The sequence below is a fragment of the Rhizobium sp. PL01 genome (genome assembly GCF_033447125.1).
Classification (GTDB): Bacteria; Pseudomonadota; Alphaproteobacteria; order Rhizobiales; family Rhizobiaceae; genus Pararhizobium.
Window position 1 is genome coordinate 57273 of record NZ_JAWQUM010000016.1, and the last position, 20795, is coordinate 78067.

At 60.4% G+C, this 20795-nt stretch carries 17 protein-coding genes; 7 read left to right on the plus strand and 10 right to left on the minus strand.

Going from position 1 to position 20795, the window contains the following annotated elements:
* Positions 1–235: 235 nt before the first annotated feature.
* Both R6X40_RS28780 and R6X40_RS28785 read left to right on the plus strand, forming a co-directional pair.
* Complete coding sequence (locus R6X40_RS28780) at positions 236–2155, plus strand: LysM peptidoglycan-binding domain-containing protein (RefSeq protein ID WP_318418312.1); 1920 nt, start codon at positions 236–238, stop codon at positions 2153–2155.
* Between the two features lie 186 nt (positions 2156–2341).
* Positions 2342–4249: an ABC transporter ATP-binding protein/permease gene (locus R6X40_RS28785; RefSeq protein WP_318418442.1), complete on the plus strand. Its 1908-nt coding sequence runs from the start codon at positions 2342–2344 to the stop codon at positions 4247–4249.
* On the opposite strand, the gene R6X40_RS28790 is transcribed toward R6X40_RS28785, so the two are convergent.
* Positions 4250–4897, minus strand: coding sequence for a VOC family protein (locus R6X40_RS28790; RefSeq protein WP_318418313.1), 648 nt, complete (start codon positions 4895–4897; stop codon positions 4250–4252).
* A gap of 193 nt (positions 4898–5090) precedes the next feature.
* Here R6X40_RS28790 and R6X40_RS28795 point away from each other — a divergent pair, with 193 nt between their 5' ends.
* Together R6X40_RS28795 and pssA are read left to right on the plus strand one after the other, a co-directional pair.
* Positions 5091–5789 (plus strand): phosphatidylserine decarboxylase, encoded by a 699-nt coding sequence (locus R6X40_RS28795; protein ID WP_318418314.1) that lies wholly within the window; start codon positions 5091–5093, stop codon positions 5787–5789.
* 29 nt (positions 5790–5818) lie between these two features.
* Positions 5819–6670 carry a CDP-diacylglycerol--serine O-phosphatidyltransferase gene (pssA, locus tag R6X40_RS28800; RefSeq protein ID WP_318418315.1) on the plus strand — a complete coding sequence of 284 codons (852 nt, stop codon included), beginning with the start codon at positions 5819–5821 and terminating at the stop codon, positions 6668–6670.
* A 75-nt stretch (positions 6671–6745) separates the two neighbouring features.
* On the opposite strand, the gene R6X40_RS28805 is transcribed toward pssA, so the two are convergent.
* From R6X40_RS28805 to R6X40_RS28840, 8 genes are all read right to left on the minus strand, one after another.
* Positions 6746–7486: an SDR family NAD(P)-dependent oxidoreductase gene (locus R6X40_RS28805; protein ID WP_318418316.1), complete on the minus strand. Its 741-nt coding sequence runs from the start codon at positions 7484–7486 to the stop codon at positions 6746–6748.
* Positions 7487–7616: 130 nt separating this feature from the next.
* A complete protein-coding gene (gene purF, locus R6X40_RS28810) occupies positions 7617–9107 on the minus strand; it encodes an amidophosphoribosyltransferase (protein ID WP_318418317.1) in 1491 nt (496 codons plus the stop codon).
* A gap of 247 nt (positions 9108–9354) precedes the next feature.
* Positions 9355–9969: a CvpA family protein gene (locus tag R6X40_RS28815; protein WP_318418318.1), complete on the minus strand. Its 615-nt coding sequence runs from the start codon at positions 9967–9969 to the stop codon at positions 9355–9357.
* A 143-nt stretch (positions 9970–10112) separates the two neighbouring features.
* On the minus strand, positions 10113–11516 hold the full coding sequence (gene radA / locus R6X40_RS28820; RefSeq protein ID WP_318418320.1) for a DNA repair protein RadA: 1404 nt from the start codon (positions 11514–11516) through the stop codon (positions 10113–10115).
* Positions 11517–11616: 100 nt separating this feature from the next.
* A complete protein-coding gene (locus tag R6X40_RS28825; RefSeq protein ID WP_318418321.1) occupies positions 11617–12792 on the minus strand; it encodes a GGDEF domain-containing protein in 1176 nt (391 codons plus the stop codon).
* A gap of 153 nt (positions 12793–12945) precedes the next feature.
* Positions 12946–14106: an alanine racemase gene (alr, locus tag R6X40_RS28830; RefSeq protein WP_318418443.1), complete on the minus strand. Its 1161-nt coding sequence runs from the start codon at positions 14104–14106 to the stop codon at positions 12946–12948.
* A gap of 131 nt (positions 14107–14237) precedes the next feature.
* Positions 14238–14882: a TerC family protein gene (locus R6X40_RS28835; RefSeq protein ID WP_318418322.1), complete on the minus strand. Its 645-nt coding sequence runs from the start codon at positions 14880–14882 to the stop codon at positions 14238–14240.
* A 143-nt stretch (positions 14883–15025) separates the two neighbouring features.
* Positions 15026–16528: a replicative DNA helicase gene (locus R6X40_RS28840; protein WP_318418323.1), complete on the minus strand. Its 1503-nt coding sequence runs from the start codon at positions 16526–16528 to the stop codon at positions 15026–15028.
* A 357-nt stretch (positions 16529–16885) separates the two neighbouring features.
* On the opposite strand from R6X40_RS28840, the gene R6X40_RS28845 reads away from it, so the two are divergent.
* The 3 genes from R6X40_RS28845 to R6X40_RS28855 are packed head-to-tail and all read left to right on the plus strand — an operon-like array spanning position 16886 to position 20088.
* Positions 16886–17329, plus strand: a complete 444-nt coding sequence (locus tag R6X40_RS28845) for a MarR family transcriptional regulator (RefSeq protein ID WP_318418324.1) — start codon at positions 16886–16888, stop codon at positions 17327–17329.
* Positions 17330–17336: 7 nt separating this feature from the next.
* The gene (locus tag R6X40_RS28850) at positions 17337–19010 is read left to right on the plus strand and encodes an MFS transporter (protein WP_412178483.1); all 1674 of its coding nucleotides are present in this window, start codon (positions 17337–17339) and stop codon (positions 19008–19010) included.
* Between the two features lie 19 nt (positions 19011–19029).
* Positions 19030–20088, plus strand: a complete 1059-nt coding sequence (locus R6X40_RS28855) for an HlyD family secretion protein (RefSeq protein WP_318418326.1) — start codon at positions 19030–19032, stop codon at positions 20086–20088.
* 108 nt (positions 20089–20196) lie between these two features.
* Here R6X40_RS28855 and rplI read toward each other — a convergent pair whose 3' ends face one another.
* A complete protein-coding gene (gene rplI / locus R6X40_RS28860; RefSeq protein ID WP_318418327.1) occupies positions 20197–20772 on the minus strand; it encodes a 50S ribosomal protein L9 in 576 nt (191 codons plus the stop codon).
* Positions 20773–20795 lie beyond the last annotated feature (23 nt).

Consider the following 20795-nt stretch of genomic DNA (forward strand, 5'->3'; position numbering starts at 1 on the left):
CATGCGTCAAGAAAAATGACGGGAAACAAGGCTTTCGACCGGTCTGAACATGCGGCGCTGCTTGTGGAAAACCTCGGGAATCGTTAGCATTTTTTAAACTTGAGCTGGCGTTATGGACAGGCTGATTCCGGTCAGCAAAAACAGGCGGAAAGCTGCGGGCATAAAGGCTTGGAAAAAGCTGTCCTTCTGCGCTCATGTCGGGCGCAGACGGTTCCGGGCCATTTGGAGATTTTGCATGATGAAGAACAAGGCCGGCTGGGTGGCCCTTATCGTCCTGGCAATTGCGTCACTGCTGATGATTTTCTTTGTCATGCCCAATATCAATGGCAGCAAGGACAAGGTCACGGCGGCAGCCCCGGCCGATGGTGTGGCCAAGCAGCCCGACGCAAAGGCAACCGACGTCAAGCCTGCGGACGCCGGCAGCGCCGACGCAAAGGGTGCGCGGCCGACAGCTGGCAGCGAAACGGCAAATGCCCCGGCGACGACAACCGGGACCGGCGCCAAACCCGCCGATCCGGCCGCTGCATGGACGGTGCCGGGCTTCGACGTGCTGCGCGTCGAGCCGGATGGCTCGACTGTGATCGCCGGACGGGCACAGCCCAATACCAAACTTGAGATCGTCAATGGCGAGACTGTGATCGGGACGGCCGATGTCGGCGCGACCGGCGATTTCGCTGCGATCTTCGACAAGCCGCTGCCGGCGGGCGACTATCAGCTGACGTTGCGCAGTGTCGGTGAAAACGGTGTGACCAAATCCTCGGAAGAAGTCGCGACCGTCTCGATTCCGGCGGACAAGACAGGCGAATTGCTCGCCATGGTGTCGAAGCCCGGCGAGGCAAGCCGCATCATCACCAAGCCGGCCCCTGACGCGACGGTCGCTGCCGCGGGTGACATGGCGAAGGTTGAACCAGCCCCAGCCTTGGCCGACACAGCGACAGGTGTCGCTACGCCTACTGATACCGCAGCTTCCACGCAGACCCCGGGAACGGGCGTTACTGCAGCAGGCGCAGCAACCGGCGACAAATCGCTCGTCGCGGTTTCTGCTGTCGAGATCGAAGGCAAGAAGATTTTCGTTGCCGGCAACGCCAAGGCCGGTGCGCTGGTGCGTATCTATGCCGATGACACGCTGGTCGGAGAAACCAAGACCGACGAGCAGGGCCGCTTCGTCGTTGACGGCACGATCGAGCTGCCTGTCGGCAATCACACAATCCGTGCCGATATGATGGGCGCCGACGGCAGCAAGGTCGAGCTGCGCGCCGCCGTGCCGTTCGATCGTCCGGTCGGCGATCAGGTGGCGGCTGTTGCGCAAGGCAACGCTCAAGGCTCCGTCGTGCCGTTCGATGGCGGCAGCTTCGATGGCTTGCGCCTGGAAGCAACCAAGGCGCTGAGCCTGCTGAAGGGGCTGTTTGCCGGTGGCAAGGTGCCAACGGCGGAAGAGCTGGCGGCTGCGCGTTCGGCCACCGAAATTGCGCTGAAGTCGCTCGCTGATTTCAAGGTCGCCGACAATCTGGATGCCAACGTCAAGGAAATGGCAGCCAAGACTGCCACGGCCGCGACGGATGCGCTGACCATGCTGAAGGCACTTCCGAAGGATGCGGCCAGCGTGTCTGCATCGCTTGGCAAGATCGAGACTGCGGTCGGATCAGCGCTGATGCCGCGCACCGATGGCACGGGTAACAATGCGGTTGCAAGCCAAACCGCGACGCCGGCGCCGGCTCAGGATACTGTCGCAGTTCCAGGTACGGCACCAGCCGAAGGCGGCGATGTCGCCAAGCCTGCGACGGCAGAAACGGCACAGAAGCCTGCCGCAGAGTCAGTTGCACCTTCCGCAGAGTCCGGTGCTGCCGCTACGGCAACCGGCAATGCGGATGCGGCGACCGGTCCGGCTTCTGCCGAACCGGAAACCGTCCAGCAGGCGCCTCTGCAGCAGAGCAAGACGTCGGTCATCATCCGCCGCGGTGATACGCTCTGGCAGATCTCGCGCCGCCTGTATGGCTCGGGCGTGCGGTACACGACGATTTACCTCGCCAACGAGGACCAGATCACGGATCCCGACCGGATCCTGCCGGGCCAGATCTTCGGCGTGCCGGACAAGGCAATGTCGGAATCCGAATCGGAAGAGATGCATCGCAAGCATGTGAAGCATCTGCCCTGACGGTTTTTACGTGCCGCTCCATTGCAGCGGTCATTGATGAGACCTATCTGAAACACAAAGCGGCGCCTTGAGAAAGGCGCCGCTTTTGATTGAAAAATTGTCTTTGTGCGCCACCGTTTGAATGTCCTTCATTGTCGTGACATTGAAGGCGCGCAAGAACTACAGCCCGTGACAAGCGGCTGGGGAATGAAGGCGGGACAGGACGTGGCAGCGCAAAAGAAGACGGTATCGGCGGATTCGGGCAATCCGCTGCAGACGATCATCAACCTCTGGCCCTACATGTGGCCGAGTGACCGCGTGGATCTGAAAATGCGCGTCGTCTGGGCGACCGTCATCCTGTTGATCGCCAAGGTCGTGCTGCTGCTCGTTCCCTATTTCTTCAAATGGGCGACCGATGCGCTGAACGGCAAGACCGATATCGTCGGTGTCCTTCCGGTCGTCTTCACTGGCGCTGTCATGCTGGTGCTGGCTTATAATCTCGCCCGACTGTTACAGGCGGGGCTCAACCAGTTGCGCGATGCGCTGTTTGCCAGCGTCGGCCAGCATGCGGTGCGCCAGCTTGCCTATCGAACCTTCGTCCATATGCATCAGTTGTCGTTGCGGTTCCATTTGGAGCGGCGCACCGGCGGCCTTTCGCGCATCATTGAGCGCGGCACCAAGGGCATCGAAACCATCGTCCGCTTCACCATCCTCAACACCGTGCCAACCCTCATCGAGTTTCTGATGACGGCGATCATCTTCTGGTGGGGCTATGGTTTCAGCTATTTGCTGGTTACTGCCGTCACGGTGGTTATCTATATCTGGTTCACCATCAAGGCGAGCGACTGGCGTATCTCGATCCGCCGCGCGATGAACGACAGCGACACAGACGCCAACACCAAGGCGATCGATTCGCTGTTGAACTTCGAGACGGTGAAATATTTCGGCAACGAGCAGATGGAAGCCCAGCGCTTCGACCAGTCGATGGAGCGCTACGAACGCTCGGCGACCCAGGTCTGGACCTCGCTCGGCTGGCTGAATTTTGGCCAGGCGGTTATTTTCGGTGCCGGTACGGCAGTCATGATGGTGATGTCGGCGCTGGCCGTCCAGCGCGGTGAGCAATCACTTGGCGATTTTGTCTTCATCAACGCCATGCTGATGCAGCTGTCCATCCCGCTCAATTTCATCGGCTTCGTCTACCGCGAAATCCGCCAGGGCCTGACTGATATCGAGCAGATGTTCGACTTGCTCGAAGTCGAGGCCGAAGTCGTCGATAGCCCGGATGCGAAGGAGCTGGCGATTGACAAGGGCGCCATCGCCTTCAAGGACGTGCACTTTGCCTATGATCCGGCCCGGCCGATCCTCAAGGGTATCTCGTTCGAGGTGCCTGCCGGAAAGACTGTCGCGGTTGTCGGTCCCTCCGGCGCCGGCAAGTCCACATTGTCGCGGCTGCTCTACCGGTTCTACGATGTGCAGGAAGGTGCCATCACCATCGATGGTCAGGATGTGCGCGATGTGAAGCAGAAGAGCCTGCGTGCCGTCATCGGCATGGTGCCGCAGGATACCGTGCTGTTCAACGATACCATCGCCTACAATATCCGCTATGGCCGCACCTCCGCCAGTCAAGCCGAAGTCGAGGCCGCAGCCGACATTGCCCAGATCGGCGGTTTCATCAAGAGCCTGCCGGAAGGCTATGGCGCGATGGTTGGCGAGCGTGGCCTAAAGCTGTCGGGAGGCGAAAAGCAGCGCGTGGCGATTGCCCGGACAGTTCTGAAAAGCCCGCCGATCCTGATCCTCGACGAGGCAACCTCGGCGCTGGACACCCGCACCGAGCAGGAAATCCAGACCGCGCTCGACATCGTCTCGCAGAACCGGACAACGCTGGTCATCGCCCACCGGCTATCGACCGTCATTCATGCGGACGAAATCATCGTCTTGAAGGACGGTGGCATCGCCGAGCGCGGCACCCATGGCGAACTGATCGACCGCGACGGGCTCTATGCCTCGATGTGGAACCGTCAGCGCGAAGCGACGCAGGCCGAGGAGACGTTGAAGAAGGTGCGCGAGAGCGACGATCTCGGCGTCGTGGTGCGCGGCCTTCCAGCAGCGGAGTAGTCAGTCGTTCGGACTGGCAAAGAGGATCAGGTTGCCGTCGGGGTCGGGGATGATGAAGTTACGCGCGCCCCAGGGCTGCTTTTTCAGCGGCATGTGAAATTCGACCCCGGCCGCCTGATAGTCCAGGAAAAGGCGCTTGAGTGCCGCAGCGCTGTCGAGCGTGATCGACGCCGACAGCAGTTCCTCGCGCCGGCGGATGTCGCCAACGAAGACGGGCTCTGAGACGAACCGCAGGCAAAGCCGCGCCTTGTCCCGTTGTATGACGCCGTAAAATGGCGGATCGCCATAGGTGAAATCGGTGGTGAAGCCGAGTTTCGCCGTGAAGAAGGTGAGGGACGCAGCGAAATCTGTCACGTAGAGGACCGCTTCCGTTCCGCTGAGGTAAGGGCGTGCGGGGATCGTTTCTGCCGGGTTATTCATGGCATGGGCACCTGTTTTGAGCTCCTCCCACCGGTCGAAACCGTTTTGACGGGCGACAAGCTCCTGCGCATCGGTGAGCGAGAACGGCGCGTCCAGCGTTTCGCTGTCGGCGAGATGGTTGAAACGCGGCAGGGTGGCGCGGATGACCGCCGCCACCGGATGATGCCGTTCGCGATGCCAGCGCAGATATTGCTTGGCTTGCTTCTTGAGGTTTTCGAGGTTTGGCATGGGCGCAGCTACTGTTTCTGTCGTAGGTGGGCATAGCCCCTTCGGCTCTTGCCGACGCGCCCTACAGCAACGAAGAGATTTTCTCGCGGCGGGCCGAGATTGTCAACATGGTGGCAAAGCGGCGTCGCTGCATTGCTCCCGCCTTGTTTTCAGGTTAGGTCCATGGCGACAAATTTGCAGGAGATGCCGTAAGATGAGCTTGATCAATACAGTGCGCAACACGTTGGTTCCGGTGCACAAGGAAGGCTATCCCTTCATTGCCGGTTTCTTCGTCGTTTCGCTGGTTCTCGGTTTTCTGTGGGAACCGCTGATGTGGATCGGCTTCGTCCTCACGGCCTGGTGCGCCTATTTCTACCGTGATCCCGAGCGCATGACGCCGCTTGACGATGATCTCGTTATCAGCCCGGCCGATGGCCGCGTGTCGTCGATCGCCATGATGACGCCGCCGGAAGAGCTTGGGCTCGGAACAGTGCCGATGCTGCGCATCACCGTGTTCATGAATGTCTTTAATTGCCATGTGAACCGTGCCCCGATGCGTGGCCCCATTCGCCGTATTGCCTACCGGGCCGGCAAGTTCGTCAATGCGGAACTCGACAAGGCAAGCCACGAGAACGAGCGCAACGGCCTGGTGATCGATACCACCCATGGCGAAATCGGCGTGGTCCAGATTGCCGGTCTCGTCGCCCGCCGTATCATCTGCTGGTCCGCCCCCAACGACACGCTGCAGGCTGGTGAGCGCTTTGGCCTCATCCGGTTCGGCTCGCGTCTTGATGTCTTCCTGCCGGAAGGCGCCGAGCCTCGCGTCAGCCTTGGCCAGACAGCCGTTGCCGGCGAAACCGTTCTGGCGGAGTTCGGCTCCGCCAAGGGCCCTGTCATCAGCCGTCGCGGTTGACCGCTCACACACAGACAGAGGAACACACTATGGAAACACCCTTTCCGTCCTTTGAACCGAACGGTCCCAACGATGAAGCCCGGGGGCCGCGCCTGCGGGAAATTCCGCTGCGGCTGATCGTCCCCAACGTGATCACGGTGCTGGCCATCTGCGCCGGTCTGTCGGGCGTGCGGCTTGCCTTTGAAGGCCGGTTCGAACTGGCTGTCGCGATGGTTCTTGTCGCTGCCTTCCTTGATGGTATTGACGGCCGGGTCGCCCGTCTGTTGAAGGCGACATCGAAGTTCGGCGCACAGATGGACTCGCTCGCCGATATCGTCAACTTCGGTGTGGCGCCTGCACTCGTCCTCTATGCCTATGTCCTCGATCAGGCGCGTTCGCTGGGTTGGATCGCGGCGCTGATTTACGTGATTGCCATGGGCATGCGCCTTGCCCGCTTCAATGTGATGTCCGAGCGCGAAGTCAAGACCTCCTGGCAATCCGAGTATTTTGTCGGGGTTCCGGCGCCCGCCGGCGCCATGCTGGTGCTGCTGCCGATGTATGTCGGTCTTCTCGGCATTGTGCCCGATCACACCATCGGTCTCATTTCCGCGGCTTACACCGTTCTGATCGCATTTCTGCTGGTCAGCAGACTGCCGGTTTGGTCGGGGAAATCGGAAAACCGGGTGCGCCGCGATCTCGTCTTGCCGATGATCCTGATCGTCGTGCTCTACGTCGCGACGCTGATGAGCTTCACCTGGGAGACGATGGTGGTCACAGCGGTCGGCTATCTCTGCACCCTGCCATTCGGTGCACGCAAGTGGCAGAAGAAGTATGGCAACTGGCCGCTGCATCCGGATCATCCGACCCCGGTCGAAGACGGCCTGCCGGATGAAAAGAAATAGGCTGAACTATCCCATCATGAAAAAGGCCGCCGCAGTCATCCTGCGGCGGCCTTTTTCATTGGAGTGTAGCACCGCTCAATCCGGCAGACGGTAATCCATGATGCGGTTTTCGCGGACGATGAACAGCTTGCCGGTTTCCGTCTGATCCGGGCCGACCAGCGGCATCAGCTTTGCGGCGACCTCGGACGGATGCGGAACAGTTGATGGGTCTTCGCCGGGAATGGCCTGGGCGCGCATCGCTGTGCGGGTGGCGCCTGGATCGACCGAGAGGATGCGCAAAGGCAGGCGCTGCGTCTCGCCGGCCCAGGTGCGCGCCAGAGCTTCAACGGCTGCCTTGGAGGCGGAGTAGGGGCCCCAGAAGGGCTTGCACTTGTGAGCAGCGCTCGACGACAGGATCAGCGCGCGGCCGGCGTCGGATTGCTGCAGCAGCGGATCAACGGAACGGATCAAACGCCAGGTGGCCGTGACGTTGACGGTCATTACCTTCTCGAACACCTTGGCCTCGACATGGCCAACGGGCGAGATGACGCCGAGAACGCCAGCATTGGCGACGAGAATGTCGAGCTTGCCCCAGCGCTCGTTGATGGCGCCGCCGAGCTTGTCGATTGCGGCCATGTCTGCAAGGTCGAAGGGAACCAGCGTCGCCGGCAGTCCACCAGCCGATTTGATGGCGTCGTCAAGGTCTTCCAGCCCACCGACCGTGCGGGCGCAGGCAATCACCTGCGCGCCGGCCTTGGCCAGTTCAAGTGCTGTAAAATAGCCGATGCCGCGCGATGCGCCTGTGACCAGTGCTATGCGGCCCTTGAGATCGATCATGTCTGGGTGGCTCCGAATTCATTGATGCGGGCTTGCTGTGCCACACGTCCGGGTTCCGACGCAAGTCAGGAACCTGAGTTCAGGGCGCAAGCGCGGTTTCCTCAAGCCCTTTCGGGCTCAAGGAAGAAGTTCAGCCATTGCTGGCGAGCATGGACAGTTTCGGGCTGGTCGTATCGCCGTTCTTGTCGAGCAGCCGCGTCGGATAGTCGCCGGTGAAATAATGATCGGTGAACTGCGGACGGGCATTGTTGCGATCTTCGCCGCCAACGGCGCGGTAGAGGCCATCGATGGAAAGGAATTCCAGCGAATCGGCGCCGATGAATTTCGCCATCGCCTTGATGTCGGTGTACTGGTTGGCGAGCAGCTTCTCGGCGTTCGGCGTGTCGATGCCGTAGAAGTCGGGGTAGAAGATCATGGGGCTCGCCACGCGGATGTGAACTTCGCGGGCGCCGGCATCGCGGATCATCTGGACGATCTTCAGCGACGTGGTGCCGCGCACGATCGAATCATCGACGAGAACAACCCGCTTGCCTTCGATCATGGCGCGGTTGGCCGAATGCTTCAGCTTGACGCCGAAGGCACGGATCGACTGTGTCGGCTCGATGAAGGTGCGCCCGACATAGTGGTTGCGGATGATGCCGAGTTCGAAGGGAATACCGCTCGCCTGGGCATAGCCGATGGCAGCCGGCGTGCCGCCATCTGGAACGGGAACAACCACGTCGGCCTCGACAGGAGATTCCTTCGCGAGGTTGATGCCCATGTTCTTGCGCGCCACATAGACGTTGCGGCCGCCAACGACGGAATCGGGACGGGCGAAATAGACATATTCGAACAGGCAGAGCCGTTCCGGCTGCGGATTGACCGGCTTGCGCGCATCGATCTGGATCGAGCCGTCAGCCTGGATTTCGCAGATGATAACCTCGCCGTTTTCAACGTCGCGGATGTATTTCGCGCCGATGATGTCGAGCGCGCAGGTTTCCGAGCAGAAGATCGGCTTGCCGTCGAGTTCGCCCATCACCAGTGGCCGGATGCCGGTAGGGTCGCGGGCGGCGATCAGCTTGGTGCGGGTCATGGCCAGCATCGAATAGCCACCTTCCATCTGCCGGATGGCATCGATGAAACGGTCGGCCGTCGAGGTATGGCGCGAGCGGGCGATGAGGTGGAGGACGACTTCGGTATCCGATGTCGACTGACAGATGGCGCCGGTAGCAATGATCTGGCGGCGCATCGTCAGGCCGTTGGTGAAGTTGCCGTTATGAGCAATGGCGATACCGCCGACTTCCAGCTCGGCAAACAGCGGCTGGACGTTGCGGAGCGCCACTTCGCCTGTGGTCGAATAGCGCGTATGGCCGATGGAGATGCTGCCGGGCAGCTTTGCAAGGATCGCCGGGTCGGTATAGTGATCGCCGACGAGGCCCATGCGTTTTTCGGTATGGAACTGCTGGCCGTCGAAGGTGACGATACCGGCCGCTTCCTGGCCGCGATGCTGCAGGGCATGCAGCCCGAGCGCCGTCAGCGCCGCCGCATCCGGATGTCCCAGAATGCCGAAGACACCGCATTCCTCATGCAGCGTATCGCCGTCCATTTCATCGTGAATTTCCGCGGCTCGCAAATGGGTCATCGCTGTTGGCCTTTGTGTTAACGGCTGGAAGGCGTTTGGCATATCGTATCGGGTCTCGACAGCGCTACGTGTCGGTCATGACGCGTGGCGCTGCAGCAGTTTCAATTTACTGCATAATTCTCAAATCAGCTTGGATTTAAGAAATATGCCGTAGGCCTTCAAGTCACAATGACCTGAGGGTTTCACATATCATCCTTGCAAAATGGACAGAGCCCGCAAAAGCGGGCCCTCATTCTATCGTTCGGCCTTAGCCGTTGGTCGCTGCACCGTTGGTGGCAGGCGTTTCTTCAGCCGGAGGCTGGGTGGTCGTGCCGGCCGGGGCTTCGTTCTCACCTTCGCCGGTCGTATCCTTGCCGCGCAGGCGGTCGAGGATCGTCGCATCGGCATTTTCAGGCAGGAGCGCGATCAGCTTGCCGCCGAGATTGTCGAGCAGCGGCTTGGATTTGGCGGTCGTGACCCAGACCGGCTGCTGCGGCGGTGCCACCAGCCAGTTGAAGAACAGCATGGCGACGACAACGAGCAGGACGCCGCGCGCGGCACCAAACAGAAAGCCGAGTGTCCGGTCCAGCGCGCCGATGCGGCTGTCGATGATGAAGTCAGCGATCCGCATGGTGATGAAGGAAACGACGATCAGCGCAACGAGAAAGACGACGCCGGCCGAGCCGATCATCGCCACCGTGTCGCTGCTGGTATAGTTCTTCGCGTAGGGCAGGAGGTACGGATAGAGGAAATAGGCGGCAGCCGCAGCGCCGACCCAGCTTGCGACCGACAGAACTTCCCGGGAAAAGCCGCGAACCATGGCCAGGATGGCTGAGAAAAGCGCGACGCCGAGAACGATACCGTCGAGAATTGTAATGGGCATATTGTCCTACTCCGAAACCGCCTTCAGGCGACCTCACGCTGATTATCCGCGAACCATATATGATGACGCCGGAAGCGTCTTTCGATGGTCCATGATTGAACACTGTTTTCACCGGAATTCGCCATTTTTAAGTGGCGGTTTCCTCAATCATCATTGTCGGCCTGTTTCAGGGCTCCCTTCGAGCCGGCAATGCGCGCCACCAGATCCGGCAGACTTTCCATCTCCGCCCAACTCATGCCACTGCCTTTGGGCAGGTCGGCGGAAGCGGCAGGCAGGACGGCCTGTGAAAAGCCGAGTTTTTCGGCTTCCTTCAGGCGCTGGGCGGTATGCGCAACCGGCCGGATGGCCCCGGACAGACTGACTTCGCCGAAATAGACGCAATCGGAGGGAAGGGCAAGACCGGCAAGCGAGGAAACCAATGCGGAAGCGACCGCAAGGTCGGCTGCAGGCTCCGAAATACGGTATCCACCGGCAATATTGAGATAAACGTCGTGCTGACCGAGCCTGACACCGCAATGGGCCTCAAGCACGGCAAGGATCATCGACAGGCGCGCTGAGTCCCAGCCGACGACGGCACGGCGCGGCGTTCCGAGCGATGTCGCTGCCACCAGCGCCTGGACTTCCACCAGCACGGGGCGGGTGCCTTCCATGCCGGCAAAGACCGCGGCACCTGGCGATTTCGAATTGCGCTCCCCGAGAAACAGTTCAGACGGATTGGTGACTTCGCGCAGTCCCTTGTCAGACATTTCGAACACGCCGATCTCGTCGGTCGGGCCGAAACGATTCTTGACGGTGCGCAGGATGCGATAATGATGACCGCGATCGCCTTCGAAATAGAGCACGGCATCGACCATGTGTTCGACGACGCGCGGTCCGGCGATCTGGCCGTCCTTGGTCACATGGCCGACCAGCACGATGGCGGCACCCGTCTGCTTGGCAAAGCGGATCATTGCCTGAACGCCGGTCCGGACCTGCGTCACTGTGCCGGGCGCCGAATCGGCGGTGTCGCTCCACAGCGTCTGGATCGAATCGATGATAGCAAGATCCGGCCGCTTGCCTTCGCCGAGCGTCGCCAGAATATCCTCGACATTGGTTTCAGCGGCGAGAAGTACCTCGGTATCTGCTGCACCCAGCCGTTGCGCCCGCAACCGCACCTGCGCCACGGCTTCTTCGCCCGAGACATAGATGACCCGGTGCCCCTGACGCGACAGGGCGGCGGCGGCCTGCATGAGCACGGTCGATTTACCGATGCCGGGATCGCCGCCGATCAGCACCGCCGAACCGCGCACGAAGCCGCCACCGGTTGCCCGGTCAAGCTCGGAAATCCCCGTCATGATGCGCGGGGCTTCCTCGATCTCGCCTGACAGTGTCGTCAGCGCCACCGGGCGGCCCTTCTTCGGTGTTCGGCCTGGGCCGCCACCGATGCCGCCCATCGGGTCTTCCTCGACGATAGTGTTCCACTGATTGCAGCCTTCGCATTTTCCCACCCAGCGGGCGTGAACGGTACCGCAGTTCTGGCAGATGAATTGTGTCCGGGCTTTCGCCATCAAATTTCGCTTTCGGGGAGGTCCGTGGAGGACATGCTGCGTCGTGACCGTGAGTGTTCACGATATGTACATAAATGCAGCGGGGTCGATAAGGAAGGGGCTATGAGCCGTTCTTTGAGATCAACCGCAAGTTTGCGCCGTCTGTCTGGCGTTCGGGCTTGGGGAAAACCTGATTTCGGCCGGCCCGCTTTGCCTGATAGAGCGCAGTGTCGGCACGGCCGATGGCATCGTGGATCGATTGATCGTTTGTAGTCGAGACATCCACGCCAAAACTGGCCGTGATCTGCGTGGATATGCCCAGATCGCTCCAGTCGAGACCGGCAAGCACCAATCGGGCAGCATTGGCCAGCGTATAGGCATCGTGCAGCGTGCAGTCGGCGATGCAGGCGACAAACTCTTCGCCGCCGAATCGGGCGATGTGGGCGTTCTTCGGTAGGGTATTGCGCAACAGCGCAGCCACACCCTGCAGAACAGTATCTCCCGTCGCATGTCCAAGCGTATCGTTGATGCGCTTGAAATAGTCTATATCGCAGGTGACGACCGCGAGCTTGGCCTTGTTCGTCCAGCCGATGGCCCGCTCGAAGCCGCGACGGTTGAGAAGCCCGGTTAGAGCATCGCGTTCGGCGGCCTCGCGATAGCGGAAAATAACGTTGACGGTGACGGCGGCAAGGGCGGTCAAGGCCATGATGATGCCGCCGAACATCGCCCCGACATTCATGACGAAGGCGTAGGGCGATGAGACGAACGTCTCCAGCCCGCCGGTGGTGCCTAAAAATACGAAGACGGCGTTACGCACGAGCAATTCGCCGACGACCAGTGACACTACCACGAGCAGCGTCGTCTCGACGCCATGCCGGCCGCTTTTGCGCACGCAGATGACCGGAATAGCCAACAGGTAGGCGCAGGTGAGATCGCTGACCAGCAGCTCGGCCTGCAGGTTCTTCTCGACGATGACGACATAGGCCAGAACACAGAGACCAAGGAGAAAGGCACCAAGCCGGTGCGCCAGATGCGTCGGTTTGCCGAAATGGACAAGCATCGCCTGACCGTAAAAGAAGAATGCCGACAGGAACAGGATGTCAGCGGTGAGTGCCTGCACTTCGATCGGCACGATACCGGTCAGGAACTGGGCGGAAAAGCCAAGGGCAGCCGAGAGATAACCGCAGCCCCAGTGAAGCGCTGGCTTTGATCCCCAGCGCCAGACGATCAGGAAGGCAATCCCGAAGAGCGCCAGCACCACTGGCAGCAAGAATGCGAATTGGTCACCTGAGTTCATCGCCCGTCTTCCAGCGCCACTGCGGCCGTCCGCCGCGCCGCATCCCGGAGAATGCATGGATATGCTGCGGTATGATTTCGGCTCAGCCCATATGAAGCGCGAAAAGTTTAAGAATTTTGTCTGCCGGCATGCCTAGATCATGCCGGCAGACGGTCAGTCCTCGATATAGGCGCGCTCGTAGCGCAACCCAAGGCTGGTCAGCATTTCGTAGCCGATCGTTCCACCGGCCCGGGCAACGTCGTCGATGGCGATATTGTTGCCGAACAGTTCGATATAGTCGCCGGGGCGAACGGCATTTTCCGGCAGGTCGGTGACGTCGAACAGGCTGAGATCCATGGTGACGCGGCCGAGATGCGGCACTTGTCTGCCATGCAGAAAGCCGTAGGCACCGGATGGTGTTGCCTGGCGCAGTGTCACGCCGCCGCCGGAAACCGAGCGGTGATAGCCGTCGGCATAGCCGATAGCGACGATCGCCACGCGGCTGTCGCGGACAAACTGGGCCGAGCCGCCGTAGCTTGCGGTGTCGCCGGTCCGGACGCGGCGGATCTGCAGGATGCGGGCTTCGGCGGTCACAACCGGTTTCATCGGATTTTTCACACCGCTGACGGCTTCGCCCCCATAGACGGCGATGCCCGGACGGGTCATGTCGAAATGGAAATCCGGTCCCAGATGCACGCCTGCCGAATTGGCCAGACTTGATTCGACACCTTCGAAAGCGGCTGTAACCGCCCGGAATGATTCGAGCTGCCGGCGGTTGAGCGGATGGGTCTGATCGTCGGCGCAGGCGAGGTGGCTCATCACCAGGATAGGCGAAAAACTGGCGGGGCGGGCGGGATCACCTGCAAGTGCCAGCGCTTCATCAAGCGTGAGACCCAGGCGGTTCATGCCGGTATCGATATGCAGGACGCATGGATGGTCGCCGCGCTCCGACAGAACCGACATGAAGAAGGCCAGCTGTTCCTCGGAATTGATGATCGGCACGAGGTCGTTGTCGAAGAATAGCTGTTCGTTGCCGGGCCACATGCCAGCGAGAATGTGGATGCGTCCGTCAGGCACGATCGGGCGCAATGCCACGCCTTCCTCGACGCTGGCAACGAAGAAATCCCGCGCCCCGGCGGCATAGAGCGTGCTTGCCGCAGGCTCGATGCCGATACCATAGGCGTTGGCTTTCAGCACCGCTGCCGCCCGCGCCTTGCCGGACAGCTTGTCCATACGGCGCCAGTTGGCGGCGAGCGCACCGAGGTCGATGGTCAGGCGGTTGGACGCAGCCTCAAAGGCAGGATCGGCGAAGGGGGGAGTGTGCAATATGGCCATGGCGAGAGAAATACAGCCAAGCGGCAGCGGCTGCAATCGTCTCAATTGGTCAATCCGCGAGCACTTTCGAAGGCATCGCGGATTGTCGTTGCAGGCAGGAAGTCCCGCCGTCTTTCAGCCAAGAGGCCCGATTACATCAGCGAAGACGTGATCAGCGGTTCGACTTCCATGAAACCTTCGTAGATCATCTTCAGCGCCACGAAGAGGATGATGGCCAGACCCAGATACGAAACCCAGGGGAACTTGTGCAGCAGCTTGGCGATGTAGGATGCGGCAATGCCCATCAGGGCCACGGACACGGCGAGACCAAGGATGAGGATATTCGGATGTTCGCGGGCAGCACCGGCAACGGCCAGAACGTTGTCGAGTGACATCGAGACATCGGCGATGACGATCTGCAGGGCTGCCTGTTTCAGCGTCTTGCGGGGCGCGCCGCTTCCAACCGAGCCGTCCTTGTTGACGTCTTCACCTGTCAGCGATTCCAGCCCGGCATTTTGTTCCTGAGCGGCGGTGCGCAGTTCGCGCCACATTTTCCAGCAGACCCAGAGCAGCAGAATACCGCCGACCAGCAGAAGGCCGAGGATTTGCAAAAGCTGGGTGGCGAGGAGGGCGAAGATGATTCGCAGGACGGTGGCGGCGGCGATACCGATCAGGATTGCCTTGCCGCGCTGTTCTTTAGGAAGTCCGGCTGCTGCAAGACCGATAACAATGGCATTGTCGCCAGCCAGAACGAGATCGATCGCAAGCACTTGCAGCAGCGCGATAAAAGCTTCCATGAACAGATTTCCCCAGGCTGATGACGGCAATCGCGGCAAAATGCCGCGAAGGTTTTGCTAATTTTCTTTCCGCTTATCCGCAAGCCTGGGGATTTGCAACACGGCCAGTGACCGTTGTGCGGTTCAGCGGCATTTTTCGCCGGTTACGCTTCCTCGTATTGCGTGAACGACGGATCGGCGAGATCGGTGAAGCGGGTAAACTCCGCCTGGAAGGCGAGCTTGACCGTGCCTGTTGGTCCGTGGCGCTGCTTGGCGATGATCACGTCCGCCGTGCCCTTGACCGCTTCGAACTTCTGCTTCCACTCTTCGTATTTCGGGTCGAATTCGTCGCGTGGTTCCATGTTCTTCACATAGTATTCCTCGCGGAACACGAACAGCACGACGTCGGCATCCTGCTCGATCGAGCCGGATTCACGAAGGTCGGAGAGCTGCGGGCGCTTGTCTTCGCGGCTTTCCACCTGACGGGAGAGCTGCGACAGCGCGATGATCGGCACGTTCAGTTCCTTGCCGAGCGCCTTGAGGCCCGTAGTGATCTGGGTGATTTCCTGCACGCGGTTGTCGCCGGATTTTCCGGAGCCGGTCATCAGCTGGATATAGTCCACCACCAGGCAATCAAGACCGCGCTGACGCTTCAGGCGGCGGGCACGGGCCGACAGCTGGGCGATCGAGATGCCGCCGGTCTGGTCGATATAGAGCGGTGTCTTCTGCATCGTCTGGGAAAAGCCGACCAGCTTCTCGAACTCGGCTTCGGAAATATCACCGCGCCGGATTTTGGAGGACGAAACGTCGGTCTGCTCGGAGATGATACGCGTGGCCAGCTGTTCGGACGACATTTCGAGCGAGTAGAACCCGACAACGCCGCCGTTCCTGGCCTTGAACGATCCGTCGGCCTGAACCTCCGGTTCATAGGCATGCGCAACGTTCCAGGCGATGTTGGTGGCAAGCGAGGTCTTGCCCATGCCCGGACGTCCGGCAAGCACGATCAAGTCGGAGCGCTGCAGGCCGCCCATGCGGGCATCAAGCGACTGGATGCCGCTCGAGATGCCGGAAAGATGGCCGTCACGCTCGAAGGCCTGTCCGGCCATGTCGATCGCCAGCGCCACCGCGTCGTTGAAGGCCTGGAATCCGCCGTCGTAACGGCCGGTTTCAGCCAGTTCGAACAGACGCCGTTCGGCATCTTCGATCTGGCTCTGCGGCGGCATGTCGAGCGGCGCGTCAAAGGCGATGTTGACCATGTCTTCGCCGATGGTGATCAGCGAGCGGCGCAGCGCCAGATCGTAAATCGCCCGGCCATAGTCTTCCGCGTTGATGATGGAGACGGCTTCCGAGGCGAGGCGGGCGAGGTACTGCGCCACCGTCATGTCGCCGACCTTCTCGTCGGCTTTCAGGAAGGTCTTGATGGTTACCGGATTGGCAGTCTTGCCCATGCGGATGATGTCGCCGGCAACTTCGAAGATCTTGCGGTGCAAGGGTTCGTTGAGATGCACGGGCTTCAGAAAATCGGAGACGCGGTAGAACGCATCGTTGTTGACGAGGATGGCACCCAACAGCGCCTGTTCCGCCTCAACGTTGTTCGGCGCCTCGCGGTACTGTGCTTCGGCCTGATCCTTGGCGATGGGTGCAAGTCTGCGCGCGATCTCGTTCATGGCGTCCCGTCTCTGTCTGTCGTCATTCTTTGGTGTGCTACCGGTCTGCGGGTCTTGCAGCCATGCGTCAATGACTTGGCGGCAACAGTGACCGCGGCATTGGCAGCGATGGCAAGCCGTCACCGTTGTTCACAGGGGCTTATGGTCGAACTCGAAATATCTGTCGATAGCGCTATTTTCGATTGACCGGATTTCTCCCGAATCGGTGCCCGTCAATGGATTGCCGCATTCTAGCCCGGTTGGCTGCGCTTTACACGGTTTTCAGCCCGGGTTGGATCAACAGCTTGAAAGTCGGGCTTCATTCAACTAAGTAGGACTGAAATAAGTAGTGTGCTACTAATATGAAAAAGGTATGAAATGCTCAACTCTGCCGTTAATCGCGAGCTCTTCGATGCGCTGGCCTCGGTGAACCGCAAGCTGCGAGCGCTGTTTGATGCACGGGTGAAGGAGCGGGGACTGACGCTGTCGCGTGCAAGAGCCCTGTTCGCCCTGTCCAAGCGCGACGGTCTCAACCAGCGTGAACTGGCCGACGAACTCGGCATCGAGACGCCGACGATCGTGCGGTTGCTCGACGGTATGGAGAAGCAGGGGTTCATTGAGCGGCGTGTCGAGGCAACGGACCGGCGCGCGAAACAGATCCACATGACTGCCCGTGGCCGCGACATCGCCGGCGAAATCGACAAACTGGCCTGCGAAATCCGCGAGCAGGTTCTGGGGGGCGTCGATAACAAGGATAAGGCCATAGCCTTGCAGGTCGTCAGCCTGATGGCCGGCAATCTCGTTTCCATCGGCAGGGATTGAGCGGCAGATGAACACGGCGGCACAGCCCATCGCCAACGATAACCGCGTCGCGCAGGAAACGCCGATTGCCGATCCAGTGCCGCAACCCATTCAGCCACCACCCGAACCGATGAGCCCTGCAAGGGCTGCCATTTACATGGCGTCCTCGCTTTTGCTGTTCCTGACCCAAGGCTTGGGCATGAACCTGCTCAATGCCAATATTTACCAGCTTCAGGGTTCGCTCTCGGCAACGACATCGGAGATCGCCTGGCTCTCGGCCGCCTACATCGCGCCCTATGCCTCGATGTCGATTGCCCTGTTCAAGATCCGTATGCAATACGGTCTTCGGCGGTTTGCCGAACTCAGCATCGTCTGCTTTGTCCTTGCCTCCGTTCTCAATATCTTCGTCTCCGACCTGCATTCGGCAACCGTCGTGCGCTTCCTCAGCGGCATGGCCGCAGCCCCTTTGTCGACGCTCGGTTTCCTCTACATGCTCGAAGCCTTCCCGGCGGCCCGCAAGCTGTCGGTGGGCTTGAGCCTCGCCTTGATGAACACCACGCTCTCGGCGCCGATCGCTCGCATCATCTCCCCACCGTTGATGGATCTTGGCGGCTGGCACGCGCTCTATACGTTCGAGATGGGGCTTGCGCTGATGGCGCTGCCGGTCGTCTATCTCCTGCCGCTGACGCCGCCGCCACGCGCAAATGTCATCCAGAAGATGGATATCCTCAGCTATCTGCTGCTCGCCACTGGTTTCGGTTGTCTGGCAGTGTTCCTGACGCTCGGGCGGCTCTACTGGTGGTTCGAGGTGCCTTGGCTCGGGATGCTTTTGGCCGGATCCATTGCAGCGTTGACGCTGATGGTTACCCTTGAACTGCCCCGCAAGATGCCGTTGATCGATCTGCGCTGGGTGTTTTCGAGAGAGAACATGCACATGGCCGGCATCTTGCTTTTGTTTCGCGTCGTCAGCTCCGAGCAGACGACGACAGCGGCAAATTTCTATATGCAGCTTGGCTTGCTCAACGAGCAGACGCAGACCATGTATGCGATCATCTTGCTGGCTTCGATCGCCGGTGGGCTGGTTTGCACGGTTCTCATGCTGACACGCTATGTCGAAACGGCGCATGTACTGGCGCTGGTCTTGATCGCCACAGGTGCTTTTCTGGACAGCCAATCGACCAGCCTGACCCGGCCGGAGCAGATGTATCTGAGCCAGGCGATGGTTGCGGCGGGCGCAGCGATGTTCCTTCCGCCGGTTATGTCCAAGGGATTTGCCACGGCTATGGCCAAGGGTGCCCCTTTCATTGTCAATTTTCTGTTGATCTTCCTGTTCACCCAAAGCATTGGCGCACTCGTTGCGCAGGCGGCGCTCGGTACCTTCGTCACTCTGCGGGAGAAATTCCACTCAAACGTCCTGGTCGAGCACATCCTGCTCACCAATCCCTTCGTTGCTCAACGCGTGTCACAACTCTCGGGGTCCTATGGCAAGGTCATTACCGACAAGTCGCTGCTGAATGCCGAAGGCCTGCAATTGCTCGGCCAGCAGGTGACACGCGAAGCCAATGTTCTTGCCTATAATGATGCCTTCCTCGTCATTGCCATCGCCTCCGTTACCGGCCTTGTCCTTCTGCTCGGACATCTGGCCTGGCAGCGTCTTATCCCGCACACGTCAGCCGCACCCGTGGTTGCCGCCCAGTCCTGATCCGTTCAGAGTATAGTTCATGCTGAAAACACTGCGTTCCCCCACGACTATCCTGACGCTACTGGCCGGTTTTGCCGGTGTGCTTTTGGTTCTGTACGCGTGGCGGCTGCCACCGTTCGCGACCACCGTCGAAATGACCGACAATGCCTATGTCCGCGGTTATGTGACGATCGTCAGCCCGCAACTGTCCGGTTATATCGATGCGGTCCCGGTCAAGGATTATGAGGTGGTCAGAGCGGGGCAGGTTCTCGTCAAGATCGATGACCGGATCTATGCCCAGAAGCTGGCGCAGGCAGAGGGAACGCTGGATACGCAGAAAGCGTCGCTGTCCAATTCCTATCAGCAGGAGCTTTCGGCAAAGGCAAGCATCGTTGCCAGCGAAGCTCAACGCGATAGCGCTGCCGCCACGTTGAAGCGGGCTCAACAGGCGTGGGCCCGTATCCAGCCATTGGCCGAAAAAGGGATTGCCACATCGGTTGATCTCGATACCGCGCGCGCGACGCTCGAGCAGGGAAGAGCAGGCGTCGATCAGGCAACGGCTGCCATCGAGGTGTCCCGCCAGAACCTCGCCACCACCATCGGTTCGCGCGCCGGTCTGGAGGCGGCCGTGCGCAGTGCGGAAGCGGCCGTTCAGCTGGCGCAGATCGATCTCGACAACACCACGATCACCGCGCCGCAGGATGGAACGCTCGGTGAAGTCGGTGCGCGGCTCGGCCAATATGTGACGGCGGGTACCCAGCTGATGGCCATCGTGCCGAAGGATGTCTGGATCATCGCCAATTTCAAGGAAACCCAGCTCGACGGCATGAAGATCGGTCAGCCGGTGGTATTTACCGTCGATGCACTCAACAAGGCGAAGCTGAACGGCCATGTCGAGCGGTTTTCACCGGCTGCCGGCTCCGAGTTCAGCGTCATCCGGGCCGACAATGCTACCGGCAATTTCACCAAGGTCGCCCAGCGGGTCGGCGTCCGCGTCTCGATCGATCCGGGTCAGCCGCTGGCAGAGGCTTTGGCGCCGGGCATGTCGGTGGAAGTTCATATCGACAAAGCGGCCGAGCCGCAGGCCAGCGTCAAGTAACGGCCAATTAAACCCTGAAATGCGAAAGGCCCGCGATCTGCATCGCGGGCCTTTCGTTTTTACCGATCCGGCAAGTCGGGCGCCGTAGGGGCGCCCGTCCTGTGACGATTACTCGTCTTCGCCGTCGAATTCGGCTTCCGGATTGAAGAAGTCTTCCGGCTTCAGGGCGTCTTCGTCAACGCCGTAGATGGCGTCGGCCGACGTCAGGCTTTCGCCCTTCGTCTGGCGTTCTGCTTCTTCAGCCGAACGGGCAACGTTCATCTGAACCTTGATTTCGACTTCCGAATGCAGGTGCAGGACAACGTCGTGCAGGCCGATGGTCTTGATCGGGTTGTTCAGGTCGACCTGGTTGCGGCCGATGTTGAAGCCTTCAGCAGCCAGAACGTCGACGATGTCGCGAGCAGCAACCGAACCGTAGAGCTGACCGGTTTCGCCGGCCGAACGGACGACGATGAAGGACTTGCCGCCGAGGGTTTCGGCAACGGCCTGTGCTTCGGACTTGCGCTCGAGGTTACGGGCTTCAAGCGTCGAACGCTCGGCTTCGAAACGCTTCTTGTTGGCTTCGTTGGCGCGCAGCGCCTTGCCGAGAGGAAGCAGGTAGTTACGGGCAAAGCCGTCGCGAACCTTGACGGTTTCGCCCATCTGGCCGAGGCGGGCAACGCGTTCGAGAAGAATGACTTGCATGATAGTGTCCTTTCGTTTGTCTG

What these genes read in the sequence shown, in the direction of transcription:
- pssA (WP_318418315.1), top strand. Translation starts at nt 5,819, where the DNA reads ATGGAAACACCCTTTCCGTCCTTTGAACCGAACGGTCCCAACGATGAA.
- R6X40_RS28845 (WP_318418324.1), top strand. Translation starts at nt 16,886, where the DNA reads ATGCTCAACTCTGCCGTTAATCGCGAGCTCTTCGATGCGCTGGCCTCG.
- radA (WP_318418320.1), bottom strand. Translation starts at nt 11,516, where the DNA reads ATGGCGAAAGCCCGGACACAATTCATCTGCCAGAACTGCGGTACCGTT.
- R6X40_RS28785 (WP_318418442.1), top strand. Translation starts at nt 2,342, where the DNA reads ATGAAGGCGGGACAGGACGTGGCAGCGCAAAAGAAGACGGTATCGGCG.
- R6X40_RS28780 (WP_318418312.1), top strand. Translation starts at nt 236, where the DNA reads ATGATGAAGAACAAGGCCGGCTGGGTGGCCCTTATCGTCCTGGCAATT.
- R6X40_RS28805 (WP_318418316.1), bottom strand. Translation starts at nt 7,486, where the DNA reads ATGATCGATCTCAAGGGCCGCATAGCACTGGTCACAGGCGCATCGCGC.
- alr (WP_318418443.1), bottom strand. Translation starts at nt 14,106, where the DNA reads ATGGCCATATTGCACACTCCCCCCTTCGCCGATCCTGCCTTTGAGGCT.
- R6X40_RS28825 (WP_318418321.1), bottom strand. Translation starts at nt 12,792, where the DNA reads ATGAACTCAGGTGACCAATTCGCATTCTTGCTGCCAGTGGTGCTGGCG.
- R6X40_RS28790 (WP_318418313.1), bottom strand. Translation starts at nt 4,897, where the DNA reads ATGCCAAACCTCGAAAACCTCAAGAAGCAAGCCAAGCAATATCTGCGC.
- R6X40_RS28835 (WP_318418322.1), bottom strand. Translation starts at nt 14,882, where the DNA reads ATGGAAGCTTTTATCGCGCTGCTGCAAGTGCTTGCGATCGATCTCGTT.
- R6X40_RS28815 (WP_318418318.1), bottom strand. Translation starts at nt 9,969, where the DNA reads ATGCCCATTACAATTCTCGACGGTATCGTTCTCGGCGTCGCGCTTTTC.
- R6X40_RS28850 (WP_412178483.1), top strand. Translation starts at nt 17,337, where the DNA reads ATGAACACGGCGGCACAGCCCATCGCCAACGATAACCGCGTCGCGCAG.
- purF (WP_318418317.1), bottom strand. Translation starts at nt 9,107, where the DNA reads ATGACCCATTTGCGAGCCGCGGAAATTCACGATGAAATGGACGGCGAT.
- R6X40_RS28855 (WP_318418326.1), top strand. Translation starts at nt 19,030, where the DNA reads ATGCTGAAAACACTGCGTTCCCCCACGACTATCCTGACGCTACTGGCC.
- R6X40_RS28840 (WP_318418323.1), bottom strand. Translation starts at nt 16,528, where the DNA reads ATGAACGAGATCGCGCGCAGACTTGCACCCATCGCCAAGGATCAGGCC.
- R6X40_RS28795 (WP_318418314.1), top strand. Translation starts at nt 5,091, where the DNA reads ATGAGCTTGATCAATACAGTGCGCAACACGTTGGTTCCGGTGCACAAG.
- rplI (WP_318418327.1), bottom strand. Translation starts at nt 20,772, where the DNA reads ATGCAAGTCATTCTTCTCGAACGCGTTGCCCGCCTCGGCCAGATGGGC.